At 51.3% G+C, this 18,054-nt stretch carries 16 protein-coding genes; 2 read left to right on the forward strand and 14 right to left on the reverse strand.

Translation table 11 applies throughout. The features are described 5' to 3' along the window. Nucleotides 1–118 precede the first annotated feature (118 nt). The 8 genes from ACO4XG_RS04760 to topA all read right to left on the reverse strand — a co-directional run bounded on the left by ACO4XG_RS04760 (nucleotide 119) and on the right by topA (nucleotide 7,555). On the reverse strand, nucleotides 119–709 hold the full coding sequence (locus tag ACO4XG_RS04760; RefSeq protein WP_308508397.1) for a TVP38/TMEM64 family protein: 591 nt from the start codon (nucleotides 707–709) through the stop codon (nucleotides 119–121). A 206-nt stretch (nucleotides 710–915) separates the two neighbouring features. Then, a complete protein-coding gene (locus ACO4XG_RS04765; RefSeq protein WP_308508396.1) occupies nucleotides 916–1,437 on the reverse strand; it encodes an FMN-binding protein in 522 nt (173 codons plus the stop codon). Nucleotides 1,438–1,452: 15 nt separating this feature from the next. Beyond that, nucleotides 1,453–1,701 carry a hypothetical protein gene (locus tag ACO4XG_RS04770; RefSeq protein WP_330670120.1) on the reverse strand — a complete coding sequence of 83 codons (249 nt, stop codon included), beginning with the start codon at nucleotides 1,699–1,701 and terminating at the stop codon, nucleotides 1,453–1,455. Nucleotides 1,702–2,162: 461 nt separating this feature from the next. Further along, nucleotides 2,163–2,441, reverse strand: coding sequence for a hypothetical protein (locus ACO4XG_RS04775; RefSeq protein ID WP_308508395.1), 279 nt, complete (start codon nucleotides 2,439–2,441; stop codon nucleotides 2,163–2,165). 264 nt (nucleotides 2,442–2,705) lie between these two features. Beyond that, complete coding sequence (gene tsf, locus ACO4XG_RS04780; RefSeq protein WP_308508394.1) at nucleotides 2,706–3,647, reverse strand: translation elongation factor Ts; 942 nt, start codon at nucleotides 3,645–3,647, stop codon at nucleotides 2,706–2,708. Nucleotides 3,648–3,672: 25 nt separating this feature from the next. Further along, complete coding sequence (gene rpsB / locus ACO4XG_RS04785) at nucleotides 3,673–4,440, reverse strand: 30S ribosomal protein S2 (RefSeq protein ID WP_308508393.1); 768 nt, start codon at nucleotides 4,438–4,440, stop codon at nucleotides 3,673–3,675. Nucleotides 4,441–4,595: 155 nt separating this feature from the next. After that, entirely contained in the window at nucleotides 4,596–5,405 is an 810-nt protein-coding gene (gene codY, locus ACO4XG_RS04790; protein ID WP_308508392.1) for a GTP-sensing pleiotropic transcriptional regulator CodY, read from the reverse strand. A 59-nt stretch (nucleotides 5,406–5,464) separates the two neighbouring features. Further along, nucleotides 5,465–7,555: a type I DNA topoisomerase gene (gene topA, locus ACO4XG_RS04795; protein ID WP_308508391.1), complete on the reverse strand. Its 2,091-nt coding sequence runs from the start codon at nucleotides 7,553–7,555 to the stop codon at nucleotides 5,465–5,467. Nucleotides 7,556–7,737: 182 nt separating this feature from the next. Here topA and ACO4XG_RS04800 point away from each other — a divergent pair, with 182 nt between their 5' ends. Next, on the forward strand, nucleotides 7,738–9,480 hold the full coding sequence (locus tag ACO4XG_RS04800; RefSeq protein WP_308508390.1) for an Rqc2 family fibronectin-binding protein: 1,743 nt from the start codon (nucleotides 7,738–7,740) through the stop codon (nucleotides 9,478–9,480). A gap of 168 nt (nucleotides 9,481–9,648) precedes the next feature. On the opposite strand, the gene ACO4XG_RS04805 is transcribed toward ACO4XG_RS04800, so the two are convergent. From ACO4XG_RS04805 to ACO4XG_RS04830, 6 genes are all read right to left on the reverse strand, one after another. Continuing rightward, a complete protein-coding gene (locus ACO4XG_RS04805) occupies nucleotides 9,649–10,962 on the reverse strand; it encodes a substrate-binding domain-containing protein (protein ID WP_308508389.1) in 1,314 nt (437 codons plus the stop codon). Between the two features lie 78 nt (nucleotides 10,963–11,040). Further along, entirely contained in the window at nucleotides 11,041–12,066 is a 1,026-nt protein-coding gene (locus ACO4XG_RS04810; RefSeq protein WP_308508388.1) for an aldo/keto reductase, read from the reverse strand. Beyond that, nucleotides 12,066–13,046 carry an aldose 1-epimerase family protein gene (locus ACO4XG_RS04815; RefSeq protein WP_308508387.1) on the reverse strand — a complete coding sequence of 327 codons (981 nt, stop codon included), beginning with the start codon at nucleotides 13,044–13,046 and terminating at the stop codon, nucleotides 12,066–12,068. Before ACO4XG_RS04815 ends, ACO4XG_RS04810 begins: the two co-directional genes overlap by 1 nt. After that, the gene (locus ACO4XG_RS04820; RefSeq protein ID WP_308508386.1) at nucleotides 13,043–14,554 is read right to left on the reverse strand and encodes an FGGY-family carbohydrate kinase; all 1,512 of its coding nucleotides are present in this window, start codon (nucleotides 14,552–14,554) and stop codon (nucleotides 13,043–13,045) included. Before ACO4XG_RS04820 ends, ACO4XG_RS04815 begins: the two co-directional genes overlap by 4 nt. A gap of 120 nt (nucleotides 14,555–14,674) precedes the next feature. After that, nucleotides 14,675–16,093 (reverse strand): L-fucose/L-arabinose isomerase family protein, encoded by a 1,419-nt coding sequence (locus ACO4XG_RS04825; protein WP_308508385.1) that lies wholly within the window; start codon nucleotides 16,091–16,093, stop codon nucleotides 14,675–14,677. Between the two features lie 73 nt (nucleotides 16,094–16,166). Further along, nucleotides 16,167–17,033, reverse strand: a complete 867-nt coding sequence (locus ACO4XG_RS04830) for a class II fructose-bisphosphate aldolase (RefSeq protein ID WP_308508384.1) — start codon at nucleotides 17,031–17,033, stop codon at nucleotides 16,167–16,169. Nucleotides 17,034–17,181: 148 nt separating this feature from the next. Between ACO4XG_RS04830 and ACO4XG_RS04835 the strand changes: the two genes are divergently transcribed. Then, on the forward strand, nucleotides 17,182–18,045 hold the full coding sequence (locus ACO4XG_RS04835; protein WP_308508383.1) for a PocR ligand-binding domain-containing protein: 864 nt from the start codon (nucleotides 17,182–17,184) through the stop codon (nucleotides 18,043–18,045). Nucleotides 18,046–18,054: the final 9 nt, after the last annotated feature.

Raw genomic sequence — 18,054 nt, forward strand, 5'->3', positions numbered from 1 at the left:
TCACAGAGATTTCAGGGTTGTTTGTACTGTCTGATCTTTGATTTTCAAGGTTCTTGGCTCGCCCTCATGAGCAAGCTTGTGTACTATACCATTCCTGTATCAGGGCGTCAAGCGTTTTTCAAATTTTTTCTCGTTTTTTTTGGATTTTTTCATCCTCCAGATGATGGTGCTTTGTCACCCATTTGGAAATCAGATATAGTAGCAGAAGTAAAAGTAGCGCCGCCGCAATCCAGAGCGGATTTGCCGCCCGCTGCAAGCTCTCACCGAGCAGGGAAAGCGAAGCCACCATGACGGCCTTTGCGGGCAGCATGACGGCGAGATAACGCCGTCCCCGATAGTGGCTCACACCGCAGGCAAAATTCACGAAGGACGACGGCGTAAACGGCAACATGATAATGAAAAACAGGGCGAGCGGCTTCAGGCCTCCGATCAGTTTTCTCGCCTTTTCTATCTTGTCTCGCCCGAGAAAACGCCGGACCGCTGGCAGTCCCGCGACGGCGCGCACCGCAAAAAAGACGAGCGCGCTGCCGACGGCACTACCGATCCAGCTGTACAGAAAGCCGAAGACAGCGCCGAACGCCGCCACATTCGCCGCGACGACCGCCGTCAGCGGAATCGGCGGAAACAGCGATTCGAGCGCTGCCATCCCAACCGCGGCCCAAGGGGTCATATGGTGAATCCACTGCATGAGTTGCATCCAGATTTGCATGAAAAATCCTCCGTACCGTCGAACGCTCTGATTCTACCACAGACAGTGTCAAAAAGCGTGTACGACAGACGAAGGATTTGTGAAGAAAATCTTACAGGAGGCTTTCATATCCCGCTCTCTCCCACTTGCGAAGAGAAAGTAGGGCACTGCAAGGCGCGAGCCCCCGCGCATTGAGCCACTTTTCATCCTGCATTCACTAAGACTCCTTACTTTGCGCTGTCCAGTGCAGCCTTAGCCGCCTGAACAAAAGCATCGCGGGAGAGTGTCGCGCCGCTCACAGCGTCTATTTGGTCCGGATCCTGACTCTCGATCAGGCGGGAAGGGTACTTATCGGTGCCCAGAATCGAATTCTGCGCAATGCTATAAAGCCCCTGATTCATAGGCTCGCTCTTTCCGTAGTCCTGACCCTTTTCCTTGCCCTCACGGTCCAGATTCTGCATATCTATACTCGTAATTTTCCCGCCCGAAACCACAAGCTCGAGCTTTATGGTCCCGCCGACTTCCTTGACCTCAGCCTCTCCGCTGTACGTTCCGTCCTTGTAGCCCGCTGCGGTCTTACTCTCCGGGGTCTTCCTCTCGGCGGTCTTACTCTCCGCGGTCTTGCTCGCCACAGCCGTGCTCTCCGTGCCCTGTCTTTCCGCGGACTTGCTTTCCGCGTTCTCCTTCTTACCGCAGGCCGCAAGGCTAAGCAGCATCAGTGCCGCGAACAGTACAATTCTCTTTTTCATCTTTGTTTTCCTCCTTTATTCCGCAATGACAGGTCTCTGCCGCTTTTTCTTCTCCTCGCGGGCAATGCGTCCGTGCTCCGGCACAATCATTCTCTCCGCCTCGTCGCCGACTTCCGGGTCATGTGTCACAACGATGATGGAGCTTCCTGCATTGTGAAGCTTCTCGAAGATATCCATGACAAGATACTCGTTCTTCTCGTCAAGGTTTCCGGTCGGCTCGTCCGCAAGGAGCAGTGCCGGATGATTGATCAGGGCGCGGGCAATGCAGACTCGCTGCTGCTCACCGCCCGAGAGCTGGTTTGGCAGATGTCGAGTGGTAATACTGTGCCATCATAACATTTTCGAGCGCAGTCAGGTAGTTCACAAGGTGAAACTGTTGAAACACAAGGCCTATTTTATCGCGCCGCACTTCGGTCAGTTCCTTCCGGCTCCGGTCAAGTCCATATTTGTGTGTAAATTACCTTCAGGTATAAGTTGCATCAGGCAGCCGGCATAGTCGCCTGTCCTTTGCAATCATCAAAAGTTTCTCTTGAACATCTGAAGTCAACAAAGCCTCATAGGACTCCTTTTGGAAGATAACCTTCCCCGATTGGCTCAGACTGTTCTGCTCTATCAGAACGGAACCCATCAACCGGATAAGAGAATCCTCGTTCGGAAAACAAGCTTGACGCCGTCTCCCTCATACGCCAAGTCCCCGCTGTCATCGAATTTCCATTATATCCGCGTCATACACATGGAAGCGAAACGCAAGCTCTGCAAAGGTGGTAAATGCCGCTAAGCTTTAACTCACGGGAAGAAAACCCGATCACATCTTCCTTCGTTTCACCCTTATCGATCATCGAGGACATCAGCGGCGAAATCATGTAGCCGTTTACGCTCATATCACGAATCTGTACCGTCACATTTTGATTCGTCTCATTTTCAATCAGCAGTTTGAGGACAGGTCCCAAGCTTTCGTTCACATCCAGTTCTTTCGCAGTAATTTTAAATCCCTCACGATTCAACACAAGTGTCTCCGCAACGGACTGTGCTTCCGCCGTTTCGGCTTTTCCCCCCATCCTTATTCGAAACCATCGTACTTTCCGTCGCCGTTTCGGCCGAAGCAGTCCGGGGCTCCGCCGCAGACTCTGCCTCTTCAAGCTCTTCGCTTTCGAAGCACGCATCCTCCGGAATCCGCAACAAAAAACCGCCGAACTGCCGTAGTTTGAATACGACAGTCCGGCGGTGAAGTTACCCGTCCGGGAAACGAAGTGCAACGCGAGCTCGAATTAGCCCTGCATCTGCTTTGCGACTTCTTCCGCAAAGTTCTCGCTCTTGTGCTCAAGACCTTCGCCGGTCTCATAGCGGACAAAGGTTTTGATTGTGATGTGCGCCTGATTTGCCTTTGCGACCGAAGCCACATAAGAAGCGACATTCTGCTTGCCGTCCTCAGCCTTGACATAGACCTGATCCAGAAGGCAGATTTCCTTCAGCTCCTTCTGGAGACGGCCCTGCACTGCGCCCTCAATGACCTTCTCCGGCTTGTTCGCCATCTTCGGGTCATTCTTAATCTGCGCTGCGAGAATCTCTCTCTCCTTCTCGAGGTAGTCCGCATCGACCTCGGCATCGCTCGTGTAGAGCGGCTTCAGCGCTGCGACCTGCATTGCGACATTCTTCGCCATCTCTCTGACCGCATCGTTCACGACATCGGTCTCGACCGCAAGGAGAACGCCGATTTTTCCGCCCGCGTGGACATAGGACTCAACGAAACCGTTCTCCTCCTTGAGCTGACGGAAGCGACGGATGTCAAGCTTCTCACCGATTACGGAAATCATCGAGGAGAGTTCTTCCTTGACCGTGAGCGACGGATCTGCCGTCCACGGCTCTGCGAGGAAGCCCTCGAGGTCCGTTGCATTGGTGTTCAGCGCCTGCTGTGCGACCTCGCCGACATAGGTTCTGAACTTCTCGTTCTTCGCGACGAAGTCGGTCTCTGCGTTCACCTCGACCGCAACGCCCTTCTTGCCGTCCTCGCTGACAAGCACAGCAACTATACCCTCGGCTGCGATGCGGCTCGCCTTCTTCTGCGCGCCTGCGAGTCCCTTCTCGCGAAGAAACTCGATTGCCTTTTCCATATCGCCCTCAACTGCCGCGAGAGCCTTCTTGCTGTCCATCATGCCTGCGCCGGTGAGCTCTCTGAGCTCTTTTACCATTGCCGCTGTAATTGCACCCATTTTTTCTCTCCTCTCGCCTGCTTGCTTATCGCGCGTTTGCTTCGATTGCCGCCTTGATTGCGCCTGTAGCCGTGTCATCACCCTCTGCGACTTCCTCGCTGCGGTTCTCCTCACCCTGGTGTGCCTCGACAACAGCGTCTGCGAGCTTGGAGACAATGAGTCTCACCGCGCGGATTGCATCATCGTTGCCCGGGATCACATAGGTCAGCTCTTCCGGATCCGAGTTCGTATCCGCAATGCCGATCAGCGGGATGTTCAGCTTATGTGCTTCCGTGACGCAGATGTGCTCCTTCTTCGGGTCGATGATCACGATTGCGTCCGGGATCTTCTTCATATCCTTGATGCCGCCGAGATTCTTCTCGAGCTTTTCGAGCTCCTTCTTGAGCTCCGTCACTTCCTTCTTCGGAAGGCGGTCGAAGGTGCCGTCCTGGCTCATCTCCTCGATCTGGCGCAGTCTCTTAACTCTGGACTGAATGGTCTTGAAGTTGGTGAGCATACCACCGAGCCATCTCTCGTTCACATAGAACTGGCCGCAGCGCTCTGCCTCTTCCTTGATGGCATCCTGCGCCTGCTTCTTCGTGCCGACAAAGAGAATCGTGCCGCCCGCAGCAGCAATGTCCATGACTGCCTTGTAAGCATCATCCACCATGCCGACCGTCTTCTGCAGGTCAATGATGTGGATGCCGTTTCTCTCCGTGTAGATGTACGGTGCCATCTTGGGGTTCCAGCGTCTCGTCTGGTGACCGAAGTGCACACCCGCCTCTAAAAGCTGCTTCATTGATACTACGCCCATGTTTTTTTCCTCCTGAGGGTTGTTCTTCCGCCGGCCTTTCGGCGCACGCCACCGCTCTCGCAGCACCCGGCGCACGCCTCGGCCGACGTGTTGTCTGGGAAAAATCCCGTAACTATCTTACTTTATCACTTTTTTTGCCATATTGCAAAAGGATTTTATCGCTTTGCGGCAGCTGTCCGCCGCTTGCCGTTCTCCTCCTGATAGGCAGCGACCTCGTCGAAGACCGCGTCATTCAAAATTTTGATGTAGGTACCCCGCATACCGCTTGAGCGGCTCTCAATGACGCCCGCGCTCTCAAACTTCCGGAGTGCATTTACGATTACGGAGCGGGTGATGCCGACCCGGTCTGCGATCTTGCTCGCGACCAGGACGCCCTCGGTCCCATTCAGCTCGCTGAAGATGTGCGTGACTGCTTCGAGCTCGGAAAAACTCAAAGTCTGAATTGCCCCGCGCACAATCTGGAGTTTTCTCGCCTCTTCCTGATATTCTTCGTTCACGCTCTGGCGCATCGCCATGCCGATAACCGTCGCGGTATATTCGCTCACGATGATATCGTCAATGGTGAAGGCCGCTTCCTTGTATGCCATCAAAGTTCCAAGACGCTCACCTGCAATGTAGATCGGTGTAACAAGCGCCTGGCGGTTCTGTACCACCTCGCGCGCAAATCCCAGTGTTTCCAGATTCACATTCTCCTTGGTCGACAAAATAGCAAGCAGCCGCTCGTTCAACAACGGATCGGCAAAACTGCCTACCTTGCCTGACAGGAGACCGCAAAACTCTTCTTTCTCTCCCCCGCCGATACCACCTGTACCAAGAATCTTACCTTTCTTGCTGATAACCAAGGTACTGCCGTCCAGGACATTGCTCAGCACTGTCAGAATGTCGCTGAACTTTACCTTCATGTTTCTGCCGTTTTGCAGCAACTGGTTTATCTTTCTGGTTTTGTCAAGTAATTGCACGCTCATGATGTCTCTCCTCGTATGTCATTAACCCGGTTGTTATTTCTTTGCTGCAATTAAACTTTTCAGCCCTTGTCCTCCTTTCCGAGCACCTCGCTGTAACCGCACGCCTCATCGGCGCAGACCAGCTTATTGCCTCTCTCTGTCATATACCCACCGCACTTCGGGCAACGCTTCTCCGACGGCTTGGCCCAACTCATAAACTCACAGGTCGGATTGTTTTCGCAGCCGTAGTAAATGCGTCCCTTCTTCGTTCTCTTGCGTACCAGCTCGCCGCCGCACTTCGGACATTTGACCCCGATCTTTTCGAGATAGGGTTTCGTATTCCGGCACTCCGGAAAACCCGGACACGCGAGAAACTTGCCGTGAGGTCCATACTTGATTACCATGCGTCTGCCGCAGAGCTCACAGTCGACATCACTTTCTTCGTCTGCGATTTTTACGCTCTCCAGCTCTTTTTCCGCCTGCTTGACGGCTGCGTTGAGATCCGGATAAAAATTCTCAACGACAGTCTTCCAATTCATTTTACCCTCTCCGACCGAGTCAAGCAAGCGTTCCAAATTCGCCGTGAACTGCGGTTCCACGATGACCGGAAACGACTTCACCATCATGCGGTTTACAACCTGACCGAGCTCCGTGACATAGAGGTTTTTCTGCTCTTTGATCACATAGCGCCGCGCCAGTATCGTCGTGATGGTCGGTGCATAAGTACTCGGGCGACCGATGCCCTGTTCCTCCATCGCGCGAACCAGACTTGCCTCGGTGTAATGCGCCGGCGGCTGCGTAAAATGTCGCTCCTTGTCAAAGCTCTCGAGCGCAAGTTCCTCGCCCTCGCTGAGCTTTAAGAGCGCTACATCCGGCTTCTCCTCCTCTTCCTCCTCGCTGTCGCTGTAGACTTCCATGAAGCCCGAGAACTTGAGCGAAGAACCGGAGAGCGAAAAGCGGTGCTCGCCGCAGATCAGTTTGACCGAAGTGGAGGCATAGACCGCCTCCTGCATGCGTCCCGCCGCAAAGCGCTTCCAGATCAGCTGATAGAGACGGAACTGGTCGCGGGACAGCGAGGCTTTTACCGTCGCCGGTGTTAGCGTGATGTCAATCGGGCGAATGGCCTCGTGGGCATCTTGAATCTTCTGCCCGCCCTGTTTTTCCTTCCGCTCGGCGGCGACATACGCTTCACCGTAGTTCTCACGGATATAAGTCCGCGCCGCTGCATCCGCCTCTTCGGCGACACGCGTGCTGTCGGTTCTCAGATAGGTAATCAGTGCGATGGTACCTCTGCCCTCGACCTCGACGCCCTCGTAGAGCTGCTGCGCGATGCGCATGGTCTTTTGCGTCGAGAAATTCAGGCGTTTTGATGCTTCCTGCTGCAAAGTCGAAGTGGTAAAGGGCAATGGCGCCTTCCGGCTCCGCTCACTCTTTTTGATTTCCTGTACGAGGAGCGGCTTGCCCTCGCAGTCCTTGATGACTGAAAGACACTCCGCCTCGCTGTGAAGTTCCACCTTTTCCTTGCCGACCCCGTAGTAGCGCGCCTTCAGAGGCTTTTTGCCACCCGCTGCGTGCGTGATGGCTTCGAGGGACCAGTACTCTTTCGGCACGAACGCCTCGATTTCCGCCTCGCGGTCGCATATCATACGAAGCGCGACCGACTGCACTCTGCCGGCGGAGAGCCCGCGCTTCACCTTCGCCCAGAGCAGGGGGCTTATGCTGTAGCCCACCATGCGGTCCAAGATGCGGCGCGTCTGCTGTGCATCAACCAGATCCATATCAATCTCTCTCGGATGCTTGATGCTCTCGCGAACAGCGTTCTTTGTAATTTCATTGAACGTAATGCGGTATACCTTTTTCCCTGTCTCCTCCAGTTTCAGCGCTTTTTGCAGATGCCAGCTGATGGCCTCTCCTTCGCGATCCGGGTCCGTTGCAAGATAAATCTTGTCCGCTTTCTTCACTTCTTTCCGAAGTTTTGCAAGTACATCGCCTTTTCCGCGAATTGTGATATACTTTGGTTCATATCCGTGCTCGACATCGATACCGAGTTGTGATTTCGGGAGGTCGCGGACATGTCCCTGGCTCGCGTCCACCACATAATTGGATCCCAAAAACTTTTTAATTGTCTTCACCTTCGCAGGTGACTCTACGATCACTAAATTTGACGCCATGTGATTGCATTCCTCTCAAAAAGTATTGTAATTTCCGCGAAAAAATGCGAAATAGCTCCTATAGCAAGAAAGCGTGATTTACCTTACCGCATTTCTCAAAAGTTTGCAAGTATATTTCCCTTGCAGGCCTTCATTTTTGGGTTTTTACGCTGATAAATATCCGATTACAGAAAGGAAAAACTATGGCTTTAGACGGTATTGTCATTGCCGCACTCGTTCAAGAGTTGCGACGCACTCTGCTCGGCGGGCATATCCAGAAAATCGCGATGCCCGAGAACAATGAGCTCCTTCTGACCATTAAAAACAATGCGGCTCAGCACCGTCTCCTGATTTCCTGCGAGGCGGCCCTTCCGCTCCTCTATCTGCAGCGGGAGAATAAGCCGAGTCCGCTCACGGCGCCCGGCTTTGCAATGTTACTCCGGAAACACATCGGCTCCGGCAAAATCACCGCAATCGAACAGCTGGGGCTGGAGCGCATTGTCCGCATTGAGACGACACAACTCAATGAGCTCGGAGACATCGCGCCGCGCGCCCTCTATGTAGAGCTCATGGGCAAGTATTCGAACATTATCTTTACCGATGAAAATAATGTCATCCTGGACAGCATGCGCCGCGTCCCCGCCAGTGTGAGCTCGCTCCGCGAAGTGCTGCCGGGCCGCCCCTACTTTGTCCCCGAGAAATTGCAAAAAACCAATCCGCTCTCGCTCACAGAAGAGACCTTTGCCGCCGCACTCGCCGCGGCGCGCGGTCTTCCCCTGGACCGCGCCCTCTCGGCCGCTTTCTCCGGCATCTCTTCGCTGGCTTCCCAGGACATCCTGTACCGCGCTTCACTTGATCCGCGCGCCGTTTTTTCTGATTTGCAGCCCGAAGAAAAGGCGCGACTCTTTGCGACTTTTGACAGTGTCATCGAAAAGGTCCGAAACGGACAGTTTTCTCCCGTCATGTATGTCAAGGATGAACTTCCCGCCGAATTTGCCGCGCTGCCGCTCGCAATGCTCGAAGCCGAAGGGCTCTCTGCACGCGCCTATGACTCGATGAGCGAGCTTCTCTATTCCTACTATTCGCTCCGCGCGGAGAGCGCCCGCATGCGGCAAAAATCCTCGGATCTCCGCCGCCTTGTCCAGAACCATTTAGAGCGCAGCCAGCGAAAGCGTATTTTGCAGGAAAAACAACTCGCGGACAGTCAGAAAAAGGAGAAGTACCGCGTCTACGGTGACCTTCTGAATACCTACGCCTTTCAGGTGACAGCGGGTGCCGACTCCTTTGTCGCCGAAAACTTTTACGATGACAACAAGCCGCTTCGGATTCCGCTCGACAAAAACCTAACGCCGGCCGAGAATGCCAAAAAATATTTTGACCGCTACGCCAAGTTAAAGCGCACCGAGCTTGCGGTCGGTCAGGAGCTTGAAAAAACCGTGCAGGAAGAGGCACACCTCTCCTCCGTTCTGACTGCCCTGGAGCTCGCGACCGAGGAGAGCGATCTCGCCGAAATTCGGGAGGAACTCGCTGCCTTCCAGTATGTGAAACGTCAGCGCACGCCGAAGGGAAAACGCCCGCAAAAAATTCAGTCGCACCCGCTTCACTTCCGCTCGAGTGACGGCTTCGATATCTATGTCGGCAAGAACAATTTCCAGAACGAGGAACTCACCTTTAAAGTTGCCTCGGGTTCCGACTGGTGGTTTCACGCGAAGGGCATGCCGGGCTCCCATGTCATTGTCAAAGCAAACGGGCAGGAACTCCCGGACCGCTGCTTTGAAGAGGCAGCCGCCCTCGCCGCCTACTATTCCAAGGGGCGGGATCAGGACAAGGTAGAAATCGACTACCTCCAGCGCCGCAACGTGAAAAAGGTGAACGGCGCACCGCCCGGCTTTGTGATCTACCACAGCAACTGGTCCATGATGGCAAAACCGCGGGCAGAAATCTGAATCCCGGCACTTACACAGCCATTCGGTATGCGCGGTACGGTTAGTCTTTCGATGCTATCAAATATCCGAACGGAGTAACGCTTCCATGCGCTTTATTTTCCGTTCTCCTCCGTTCGACGAAAAAGGCTTGCCGGCATTCCCCGGCAAGCCTTTCTTTTTGCTATTCTGTTACTCGCTCAGCAATGCGGTATAAGACGCCGCGTTGTCCGTCTTCACCATGTCGATTGCGAAAGCATCATACTGATCCGGATTCCCCAAACGATTCGTGATGTTCGATTCCGTCTGTCCGTCACCGCCGATGTATTCCACATCGAGATTCAGAATATCATCATACTGCTTTAACAGCGGCTGATAGGTGGACCCCAGGAAGTTGTCCGCAGCATTGTAAATACATAGCCACACCTTTTTGGTTGCGTGCTTCGATACATCCAATGGTTTGCTGACCGGCTCGTAAACTTTCGTGGAATCCATGTGTTCACGATAGTTTTCCTTCGTAATTGCCACGTTGAGCGCATAGAAACAGCGAGTCTCTTTGTCGTAACGATACACATCATCGGAAAGAACATTGCCTTCTTCATCCGGCTTGCTGATGCCGGTGCTGATATCCACGCCATCCAGAGAGTTACGCAGAACTCGGAGGGTCAGGTATGCCTGAACATCTGCGTGCTGACTAATGGTCCCTACATATCCGTCCGCAATTGCGGCAACGGCATCTGCATTCGCGTCATAACCAAAGGTCGGAACACCTTTCTCCTTGCTCCATGCATTGAACATGGACATACCCATGCCGTCATTGTTTGAAGCGACCATATCAATTTGATCGCCGAAAGAAGCGCTCCAAGTGATGATGGCATTTCCTGCGGTAGCGGCATCCCACGTTGCTCCCGCGGAGTTCTTCATTTCCTGGGAAGCCAGTTCGCGGATTACGTAGGTCTTACCGTCTACTTTAATGGTGCCATCCTTTACAATACGCGAACTTCCGTCCGTATTGGTTCCGATCGGATCGGGATTGATGAGACCGTCCTTTTCTACACCGGTACCGAAGGCTTTGCGAACGCCCCTGGTACGAGCCAGTGAGTCGTTGTGTCCGATATCACCGACGGCAAGTACATATCCGATAATGCCGTCTCCGTTCCGGTCTATATCCTTGGCGTGTTTTTTGATATAGTCTAACGCCATCTCGCCCTGTAGCTCCGCACCTTGATTGGCATCAAACCCTACGTAGTAGGTCTTGTCGTTAAAGTGTAGCGCGTGCATATCCAACTCTCCAGTTGTGCTGTTAGAAGGCTGTTTGTTAAACCACGCAATCGGCTTATCCTTATTCGCGACACCTCCGCCCGAGGCACTGCCTGCGGTCTGACTCTGGTCAGATGCCGCCTGCGTTGCCGACGAAGATCCTGTGGACGTTGACTTTCCGCACCCCACTAAACCGACCGTAACGATAGCTGCCGTCGCAATACTGATGATTCTCTTTGCCTTCATGTGTCTTTCCCTCCTTGAAAAAATAGTTTTTGAGCATTCCTTTTCATAGAAGAACCACATTCTCTCCCTCAGCACCGACTATCTTGCACCGGACTCAAGAAACAGTACCTCTTCCTCATCGAGTTTTCGCTTGAACGAATCGATATTCAGCTTCATCCTGGCCGGGCTCGTCGTAGATACAACCGCAAATACGTTCATTGCGTGAGAAAAGATGTAACTCATTGCTATCTCTGCGACGGAACACTTGCGCTTTTCCGCCAAAATTTGGCATCGTTCCAGTCGTTCCATATTCACTGGGTACAAGTATCCCTTCTGCGCATAAGCATCCAGAATCGACTTGGCCTTTTCATAATCTCCGGCTTCAAACCTTCCCGAAAAAAAGCCTCTTCCCAAAGCAGAATATGCAAGCACCGGCATGTTCATTCGGGAATACCAATCTCGCGCCGCTTGGTTTCCTTGACCGGAAATTGTGACACAGTTGCCTCCCCAAGGATCGTTTACCTGCTCCGCCAGCCCGAAATTCGGACTGGAAACGGCAAACGGACGCAGACCATGCTTTGCAGCATATGCATTTGCTTCTTGGATACGCTCTACAGTCCAGTTGGATACGCCGAAAGACTTGATGATGACTTCTCTCACAAAATCGTTAAAGGTCTCCAGAAACTCTGCTGTCGATGTGTTCGCATCATCCCGGTGCAAAAGCAGAATATCCGCATACTCTGTCCCCAGTTCCCTCAAAGACTGTTTGAGCTCATCTGTCATTACGCCTCTGTCGATATGAACTGCGCCTGTCGGAGAGGCATTCCCACATTTTGTAAGGAGCACTACATCCTCGCGGTTCTTCCTATGTTTTACCCATCGTCCCAACACGCTTTCCGATAATCCATACCCCCTTGCCGAATCAAACGCATTGATACCCAAGGCATACATTTGATCCAGCAAAACATCCGCCTCCTTTCCGTCCAGAAAAGGACTTATCGCCGTTCCAAGAAAAATTCGACTTATCTTCTTACCAACGCCTTCTATTTCTCCGTACGCTCCGCTCTGCTCTGCGCTTTGTACTTGCATACACTTACTTTGCCTTTGATTGCTTTCACTTGACATCATTCATCCTTTAGGCGAATACGGACTTCGTACTCCTTTGACTCTCCCGGACTTAAGAATTTAAGCATTCCCACCTTGCGCATCACATCGCGCCCGTCCGGATAACAGTTCCCACATTCCAGTCCCAGGACATAATCACGAATGCCCATCATCTTCCACTCCACGAAGCCATCCAATTTCTCCGCATCAAAGCAAATCTCCAGAGAAATCCCGAGTTTCGGCTGGTATATCTTTGCCCTTCCTTCTTTACCCGCAAATTTGTGGTAATAACAGCATTCTTCATACCCTGCGGTCGGTCTCTGCATGTGCATCCACTTTGCAAGCTCCGTTGCGGCATGCTCGTTTCTGGGCACGACTTCCGCAGAACGAATTTCTATCACGGAATCTTCATCCAACAGGGGATATCCCATATTCATGTGATATAGGATTTCATAAGGCTCGATTTTATCGCCAGTATTCACGATGGTATCCCAGATACAAAACTCATTCTTGTCTGTGCTGACTTTAATTTCTCTCGCCAAGCGCAGCTTCCTGCCAAACAGAGTCTCGTCCTTCGTCTCGGAGTGCACCACCAAACAGGTACCGTTCTCTCTCTCTTCTATCGTCCAATAACTGTAGTCCGCCGGAAGATTGGCGATACTTCCATGCAACGGTAAAACCTCTCCCTGATCTGTATTCGGTGTACCGACATTATTAAGCCCGCAAGTGGTGAGAAACCCCGCCGTAAAACTGCTAAGCCAGTTGGTTCCCACACTGTCATAGTAGGCAGGAGCAACGTAGCCGGAAGGGGACAGATAGCTCATGTTCAAGCCCTTATAGCGAAGTCTCGTAATATCTCCATTCCGATCCGGTGAAACGGTAAGATCCAGTCCCTTTCCGTTGTGGATCTGATAAAGTCGCATCCCGTCTCCCTTACCGCCAATCAGTCTGAGTTCTTCCACCCCGTAAAGCTGGCTGTCATGACCTATATAAGAGTTCACACGCCACCTCCTACAAGCGGTCTTACCGCATCATAGAGCTTTGCATAGCGCTCAAATTTACCTCTGTACCATTCGTGCATTTCTTCATTCGGCTGATAGGTAATCGTCTCCTGTACCATATGTATTGCCGCATCTTTCAAGTCATGAAAGGCACCTATGGCAATTCCGGTCAACATAACGGCCCCCACGGTTCCCGCATCCACAGTCGACAATGCCGTAATGGGAATATTCAGGATATTTGCCTTCATCTGCATCCAAGTGCGAGATTTTGCTCCGCCTCCTGTCGCAGCCATTCTTTTGCAAACCACGCCGCTTTTTTTGAGAAGTTCGAAATTGACAAGCATCTCATACACCACGCCTTCCATGCAGCCCCGGTAAATATCGAAGACCTTGCTGTCCATGGTAAGTCCGAGGATGGCACCTTTTGAACCGGCATCCATATACGGTGTTGCCGCTCCCGCAAAGTGAGGCAGTACCAGCAATTTACCGGGAACATCCCCTCTTGCTTCGATGTACTGTTTCTCCAGGAGTTCATAAACCGAGATTTTTTCTGCTTCTGCCTGCTTTTTTTCTTTGTCGGCCAGTGTATCGACACAATACTGAATCAGCGCTCCGCCCGTGTATGAATAGGCATAGGTAACATATTTCCCCGGAACAACGTAGGGTACCACTGCATAATTCCCCTCATACATCACATCCATGTCGGGCAGGCTGTCATACACCGGAACCATACATTCGACCGTACCCGCTCCGTCTGCGGCAACACTTCCGTCAAATACACCCGCTCCGATTGCAGCAGCCACTTGATCATGCGCTGCGTTCACAATCATCGTGCCGAGCATTAGCCCAAGTTCTTTTGCCGTCTCTTCCCTTACTGCACCGGCCGGAGTCCCTGTCGGCACAGGCTTTGACATTTTAGCCATATCAATCATGGCCTGATCAAAAATGACCTTGCTCCAACATAGATTGCGAATATCAAAGGCCTGCGTTCTGGATGCCAATGAGTAATCAATTTGCGCAACACCCGTCAGATGATAAACCACAAAATCTTCCATCAAAAAAATGTGAGCTGCGCGATTATAAACTTCAGGCATATTTTCTTTGACCCACATCATCTTCGCCAACGAGTAAGTGACATGAGGCTTTACTCCGGTTATCTTCTGTATTGGCCGACTTCCGAGTGCCTCAATCAGAGACTGATTCTGCTTGTCCCCTCTGGGATCGGTATATAACATCGCCTTATGTAGCGGAATTCCCTTTTCATCGGTCATGACAAAGGTTTCACCAAAGCTCGTAACTCCTATGCCGGCTATATCCGGAAACTGCTTCGCCATTTCAGCAATGGTTTCGAACACTGCCTTCCGTACCAGCTCTGCGTCAATTTCGTGGCCGTTGTCACTTCTATTCGCGGGGTACTCACGATAAGCTCGTCCCAAGTACTTTCCGACATCATCAAACACCGTGCATTTGCATCCGGTTGTCCCTATATCAACCCCGGCAATCTTCATATTCACCTCACAGAAAGCTCAATTTCATTCGAGACTTTCGACCTCTGCTTTGTGCTTAGATTCTCACTCGTTTGCTCCTATGCGCTTTCGTATCCCGCTCGGTACAACAGATCTTAGAAATCAGTAAGTCCCGTGATCTATGTCTACCCATTCGTAATGAAGGTAATTAACAAACGCCTCGTGAAGTACTTCACGCATATGGCCTACGCCGACAGAAGTGTGGTGTTTAAATCCACCGTATGCAAGCCTTTGCAGCTTATCCTGTAAGTGGGGAATTTCACATACACCGGCACATCCAAAGAATTCCTCCGGTATTCTGTCTGCCGTGAATTCCCCCTCGGAAGCATAGGTGATAATTTTTCCGTCCTTCGTCTGACAGTTGGAAATCGTTGTCGGAAACGCTTTGATTCGCCCTTCGTTCGTTCCCCAACCACTGCCCGGATCTGTCTTATCAAACATCTTGTGATTGGTGACCTGCCCTTTTGCCGTCATCAAACTCTGCGCTACCGGTCCGCAATGGAAGAGGATTACCTTATCCGGATCATCGCCGTAATTGTTATTCCAATCCAAAACAGCTGTAGGCTGCTCCGAAGCCAGTGACATTGCTCTCATCATCAATGCCGAGCACATATCAATCTCGCAGGAAGCCACGATACCCTTATCATTTAAGTAAGACAGCAACACACAGGGACAGATGCGCAACACCTGTTCAAATTCGTTCCAACACCGAAGCGCAAGCGCATCCAGACGGTATTTTGCGATGTAACGATCCAGAACCACGGCAGACTTCGCAAGATTCTTCTTATTTGCCTCGGGAACATTGCTGAAGTCCGTATAATTCTCTAGCTCCTCAATCTTATTCTTGACAACGGGGTCGTTATCATCCAATTCCCTTACCTTGAAGAAAAACTCCGACAAATCGAAGGACTCGACATTGATTCCGTATTTTTGAAGTGTGATTTCGTCAAAACGTACTGTTTTGAAAGCCGTTGTTCTTGCGCCGATACATCCTATGTTGAACCGTTTCATGCCGTTCACGACACGACAGATGGCCGCAAAATCCTTGAGGTTCTTTGCAAATGCACTCGACAGCGGATGGACGACGTGCGGCTGTAAGCAGGTAAAGGGAACACCGTACTGCGTAAACACATCCGTCACCGAAAATTTACCGCAATACGCATCTCTTCTATGCGCAAAGTCCATTTTGTCCAATTCGTCCGGATAAGCCTGCATCAGAATGGGAACTCCGGCATCCTGCAACGCAGCGATCGCACCGTTTTCATCGGCAAAAATCGGCATTGAGAAAATAACGCCGTCAAACTGTCCCCGATGATTGTTCAACCATTCCGCATATAAGGCACCTTCTTCTCGGGTTTCGATTCCACCGAACTTTGTTGCCTCCGGATCCATGGCGATATAATCATATCCGGCATTTTGGACCGCCTGAATCAGCTCCTCACGCGCAGCGTAAATCAGCTCTCCCGGCATGAATCCTCGATTACAAAAGGCGAGTGCAAATGTTATTTTCTTCTTGTCCATGACTATCCTCCTACTCTCTTGTCACCATGCGTCGAATCAGTAATCACAACTTTATGGTCGTGCCTGCCTGCCTTTACTCTTTCAATGCGAACATCCTGATTGCATGTCTGACATTTTCCTTCATTTCATCTCTCGCTGCCAAAAAGACGGAAGAATAGAACTGCGGTGCATCCGGCGCCAGACCATCGAGGTGTTTTTTTGCTCCCGATCCTCCGGCCTTGTCCATATAGGTGAAGTAATTGATTTTTCTGACGCCGGCCTGTATCACAGCGTGATAGTCATCTCGGCTCACTCCGCTGCCACCGTGCATCACCACCGGTACGTCATCGGTAGCTTTACGCACTTCACGAACAATTCCCAAGTCTAATTTAGGCTCTTTTAAGTAGATCCCGTGTGTCGTGCCAAACGAACACGCCAGAAGATCTATCCCCGTAGCGGAGACAAATTCCGCTGCCAAATCCGGATCTGTGTAGATCTTCGTTTCATCACAATCTCCGCTTCGATCATCGGCTCCCGACTCACGCCTCCCCATGGAGCCCAGTTCCGCCTCCACCGAAGCACCGTGCGCGCGTGCCATTTCTACGGCTTTCTTTGTGTTCGCTACATTTTCTTCATACGGCAATACGGATCCGTCATACATGATCCCCGTAAATCCAAGCTCGAGTGCTTTTTTCAAATACTCTAAATGTTCTCCGTGATCAAGGTGGACACAAACAGGAACAGTTGCTTGTCTTGCCGCTTTTAACATTGCCGGTCCGATGAGATCTAAAGATACCCATTCATCATGACACTCCGCAAACATCAAGATTACCGGTAAGTTCTCTTCTTCCGCAGCACCGATTACGGCGCCTAAGGAAGCAAGATTCGGCGTATTGAAACCGCCTATCGCTATCCCCTCTTTTTCTGCAATTCCCATCATATCTTTTAATGTTATTAACATTTAACCATCCTCCTTTCCGGTTTCCGTAAGCTTGTACTTGTATTCTACTGACTCAACCTTCGCTAATATATACAGAAGCGTCCTAAAAACTTTGTTTTTGTTCGTCGCTATTGTATAATACGAGAAATAACCAAAGGGGGATTTGAGGATGATTTCAACATTCGACCTGGTAAAACTCCATAGTTTGCTGAAAGATTTCTACACATTGACCAAAATCCGAACTTGTGTTTTTGATGAGAACTTTCATGAGCTCGCCTCTTATCCGGAGTCGCTCCCTTCGTTTTGCCGGATACTGCGCGCCACTCCGAACGGCTACAACGAATGCCGTGAGTGTGATGCTCGCTCCTGTGCCTATGCCGCCAGAACCAAAAGCACCTATACCTATCGATGTTATGCCGGCATGACAGAGAGCATTTCCCCGCTTGTCATCGGGAACTTGGTGGTAGGCTACCTACTTCTCGGCCATGTGTTCAGTTATCGGAACCGAGAGGACGGATGGGAAAAAATAAAAGAATACACGAAAAAATTGAACGTCGATTACACTGTCTTGAAAGGGGCTTGTTGGGAACGTCCTTTAACTTCCGAAGAATACATCAAGTCCGCAACCAAAATTCTCTCAGCGGTCGGCATTTATCTATGTATGGAACGTATGGTCTCTCTCCACCAAGAGAAACTTCCCGTCAGTTTAGACGCCTTCTTACAAGAACATTTCACAGAAAATCTTACGTCCTCTGAAATTGCTTCCCACTTCAAAATCGGAAGAACGCGACTCTACGAATTATGTAAACAGAATTACGGGCGGGGACCGGCCAAACAGATTCAGCATATGCGCCTTGAAAAGGCTAAGTTGTTGCTGACAGAGAATCCCCGGCTCTCGATTTCAGAAATCGCCTACCGCTGCGGCTATCCCGATTACAACTATTTCATTACCGTATTCCACAAAGAAATCGGAATCTCGCCCGGAAAATACAGGGAACAGATTTCCCAGCCGCATTCTGCAGCCACACCATAAAAAAAACTC

The organism is Stomatobaculum sp. (genome assembly GCF_057248925.1).

Coding starts and splice junctions, on each gene's coding strand:
- ACO4XG_RS04810 (WP_308508388.1), bottom strand. CDS start 12,066: ATGTCAAGTGAAAGCAATCAAAGGCAAAGTAAGTGTATGCAAGTACAA.
- ACO4XG_RS04835 (WP_308508383.1), top strand. CDS start 17,182: ATGATTTCAACATTCGACCTGGTAAAACTCCATAGTTTGCTGAAAGAT.
- ACO4XG_RS04765 (WP_308508396.1), bottom strand. CDS start 1,437: ATGAAAAAGAGAATTGTACTGTTCGCGGCACTGATGCTGCTTAGCCTT.
- ACO4XG_RS04830 (WP_308508384.1), bottom strand. CDS start 17,033: ATGTTAATAACATTAAAAGATATGATGGGAATTGCAGAAAAAGAGGGG.
- ACO4XG_RS04800 (WP_308508390.1), top strand. CDS start 7,738: ATGGCTTTAGACGGTATTGTCATTGCCGCACTCGTTCAAGAGTTGCGA.
- tsf (WP_308508394.1), bottom strand. CDS start 3,647: ATGGGTGCAATTACAGCGGCAATGGTAAAAGAGCTCAGAGAGCTCACC.
- rpsB (WP_308508393.1), bottom strand. CDS start 4,440: ATGGGCGTAGTATCAATGAAGCAGCTTTTAGAGGCGGGTGTGCACTTC.
- ACO4XG_RS04760 (WP_308508397.1), bottom strand. CDS start 709: ATGCAAATCTGGATGCAACTCATGCAGTGGATTCACCATATGACCCCT.
- ACO4XG_RS04825 (WP_308508385.1), bottom strand. CDS start 16,093: ATGGACAAGAAGAAAATAACATTTGCACTCGCCTTTTGTAATCGAGGA.
- codY (WP_308508392.1), bottom strand. CDS start 5,405: ATGAGCGTGCAATTACTTGACAAAACCAGAAAGATAAACCAGTTGCTG.
- topA (WP_308508391.1), bottom strand. CDS start 7,555: ATGGCGTCAAATTTAGTGATCGTAGAGTCACCTGCGAAGGTGAAGACA.
- ACO4XG_RS04805 (WP_308508389.1), bottom strand. CDS start 10,962: ATGAAGGCAAAGAGAATCATCAGTATTGCGACGGCAGCTATCGTTACG.
- ACO4XG_RS04820 (WP_308508386.1), bottom strand. CDS start 14,554: ATGAAGATTGCCGGGGTTGATATAGGGACAACCGGATGCAAATGCACG.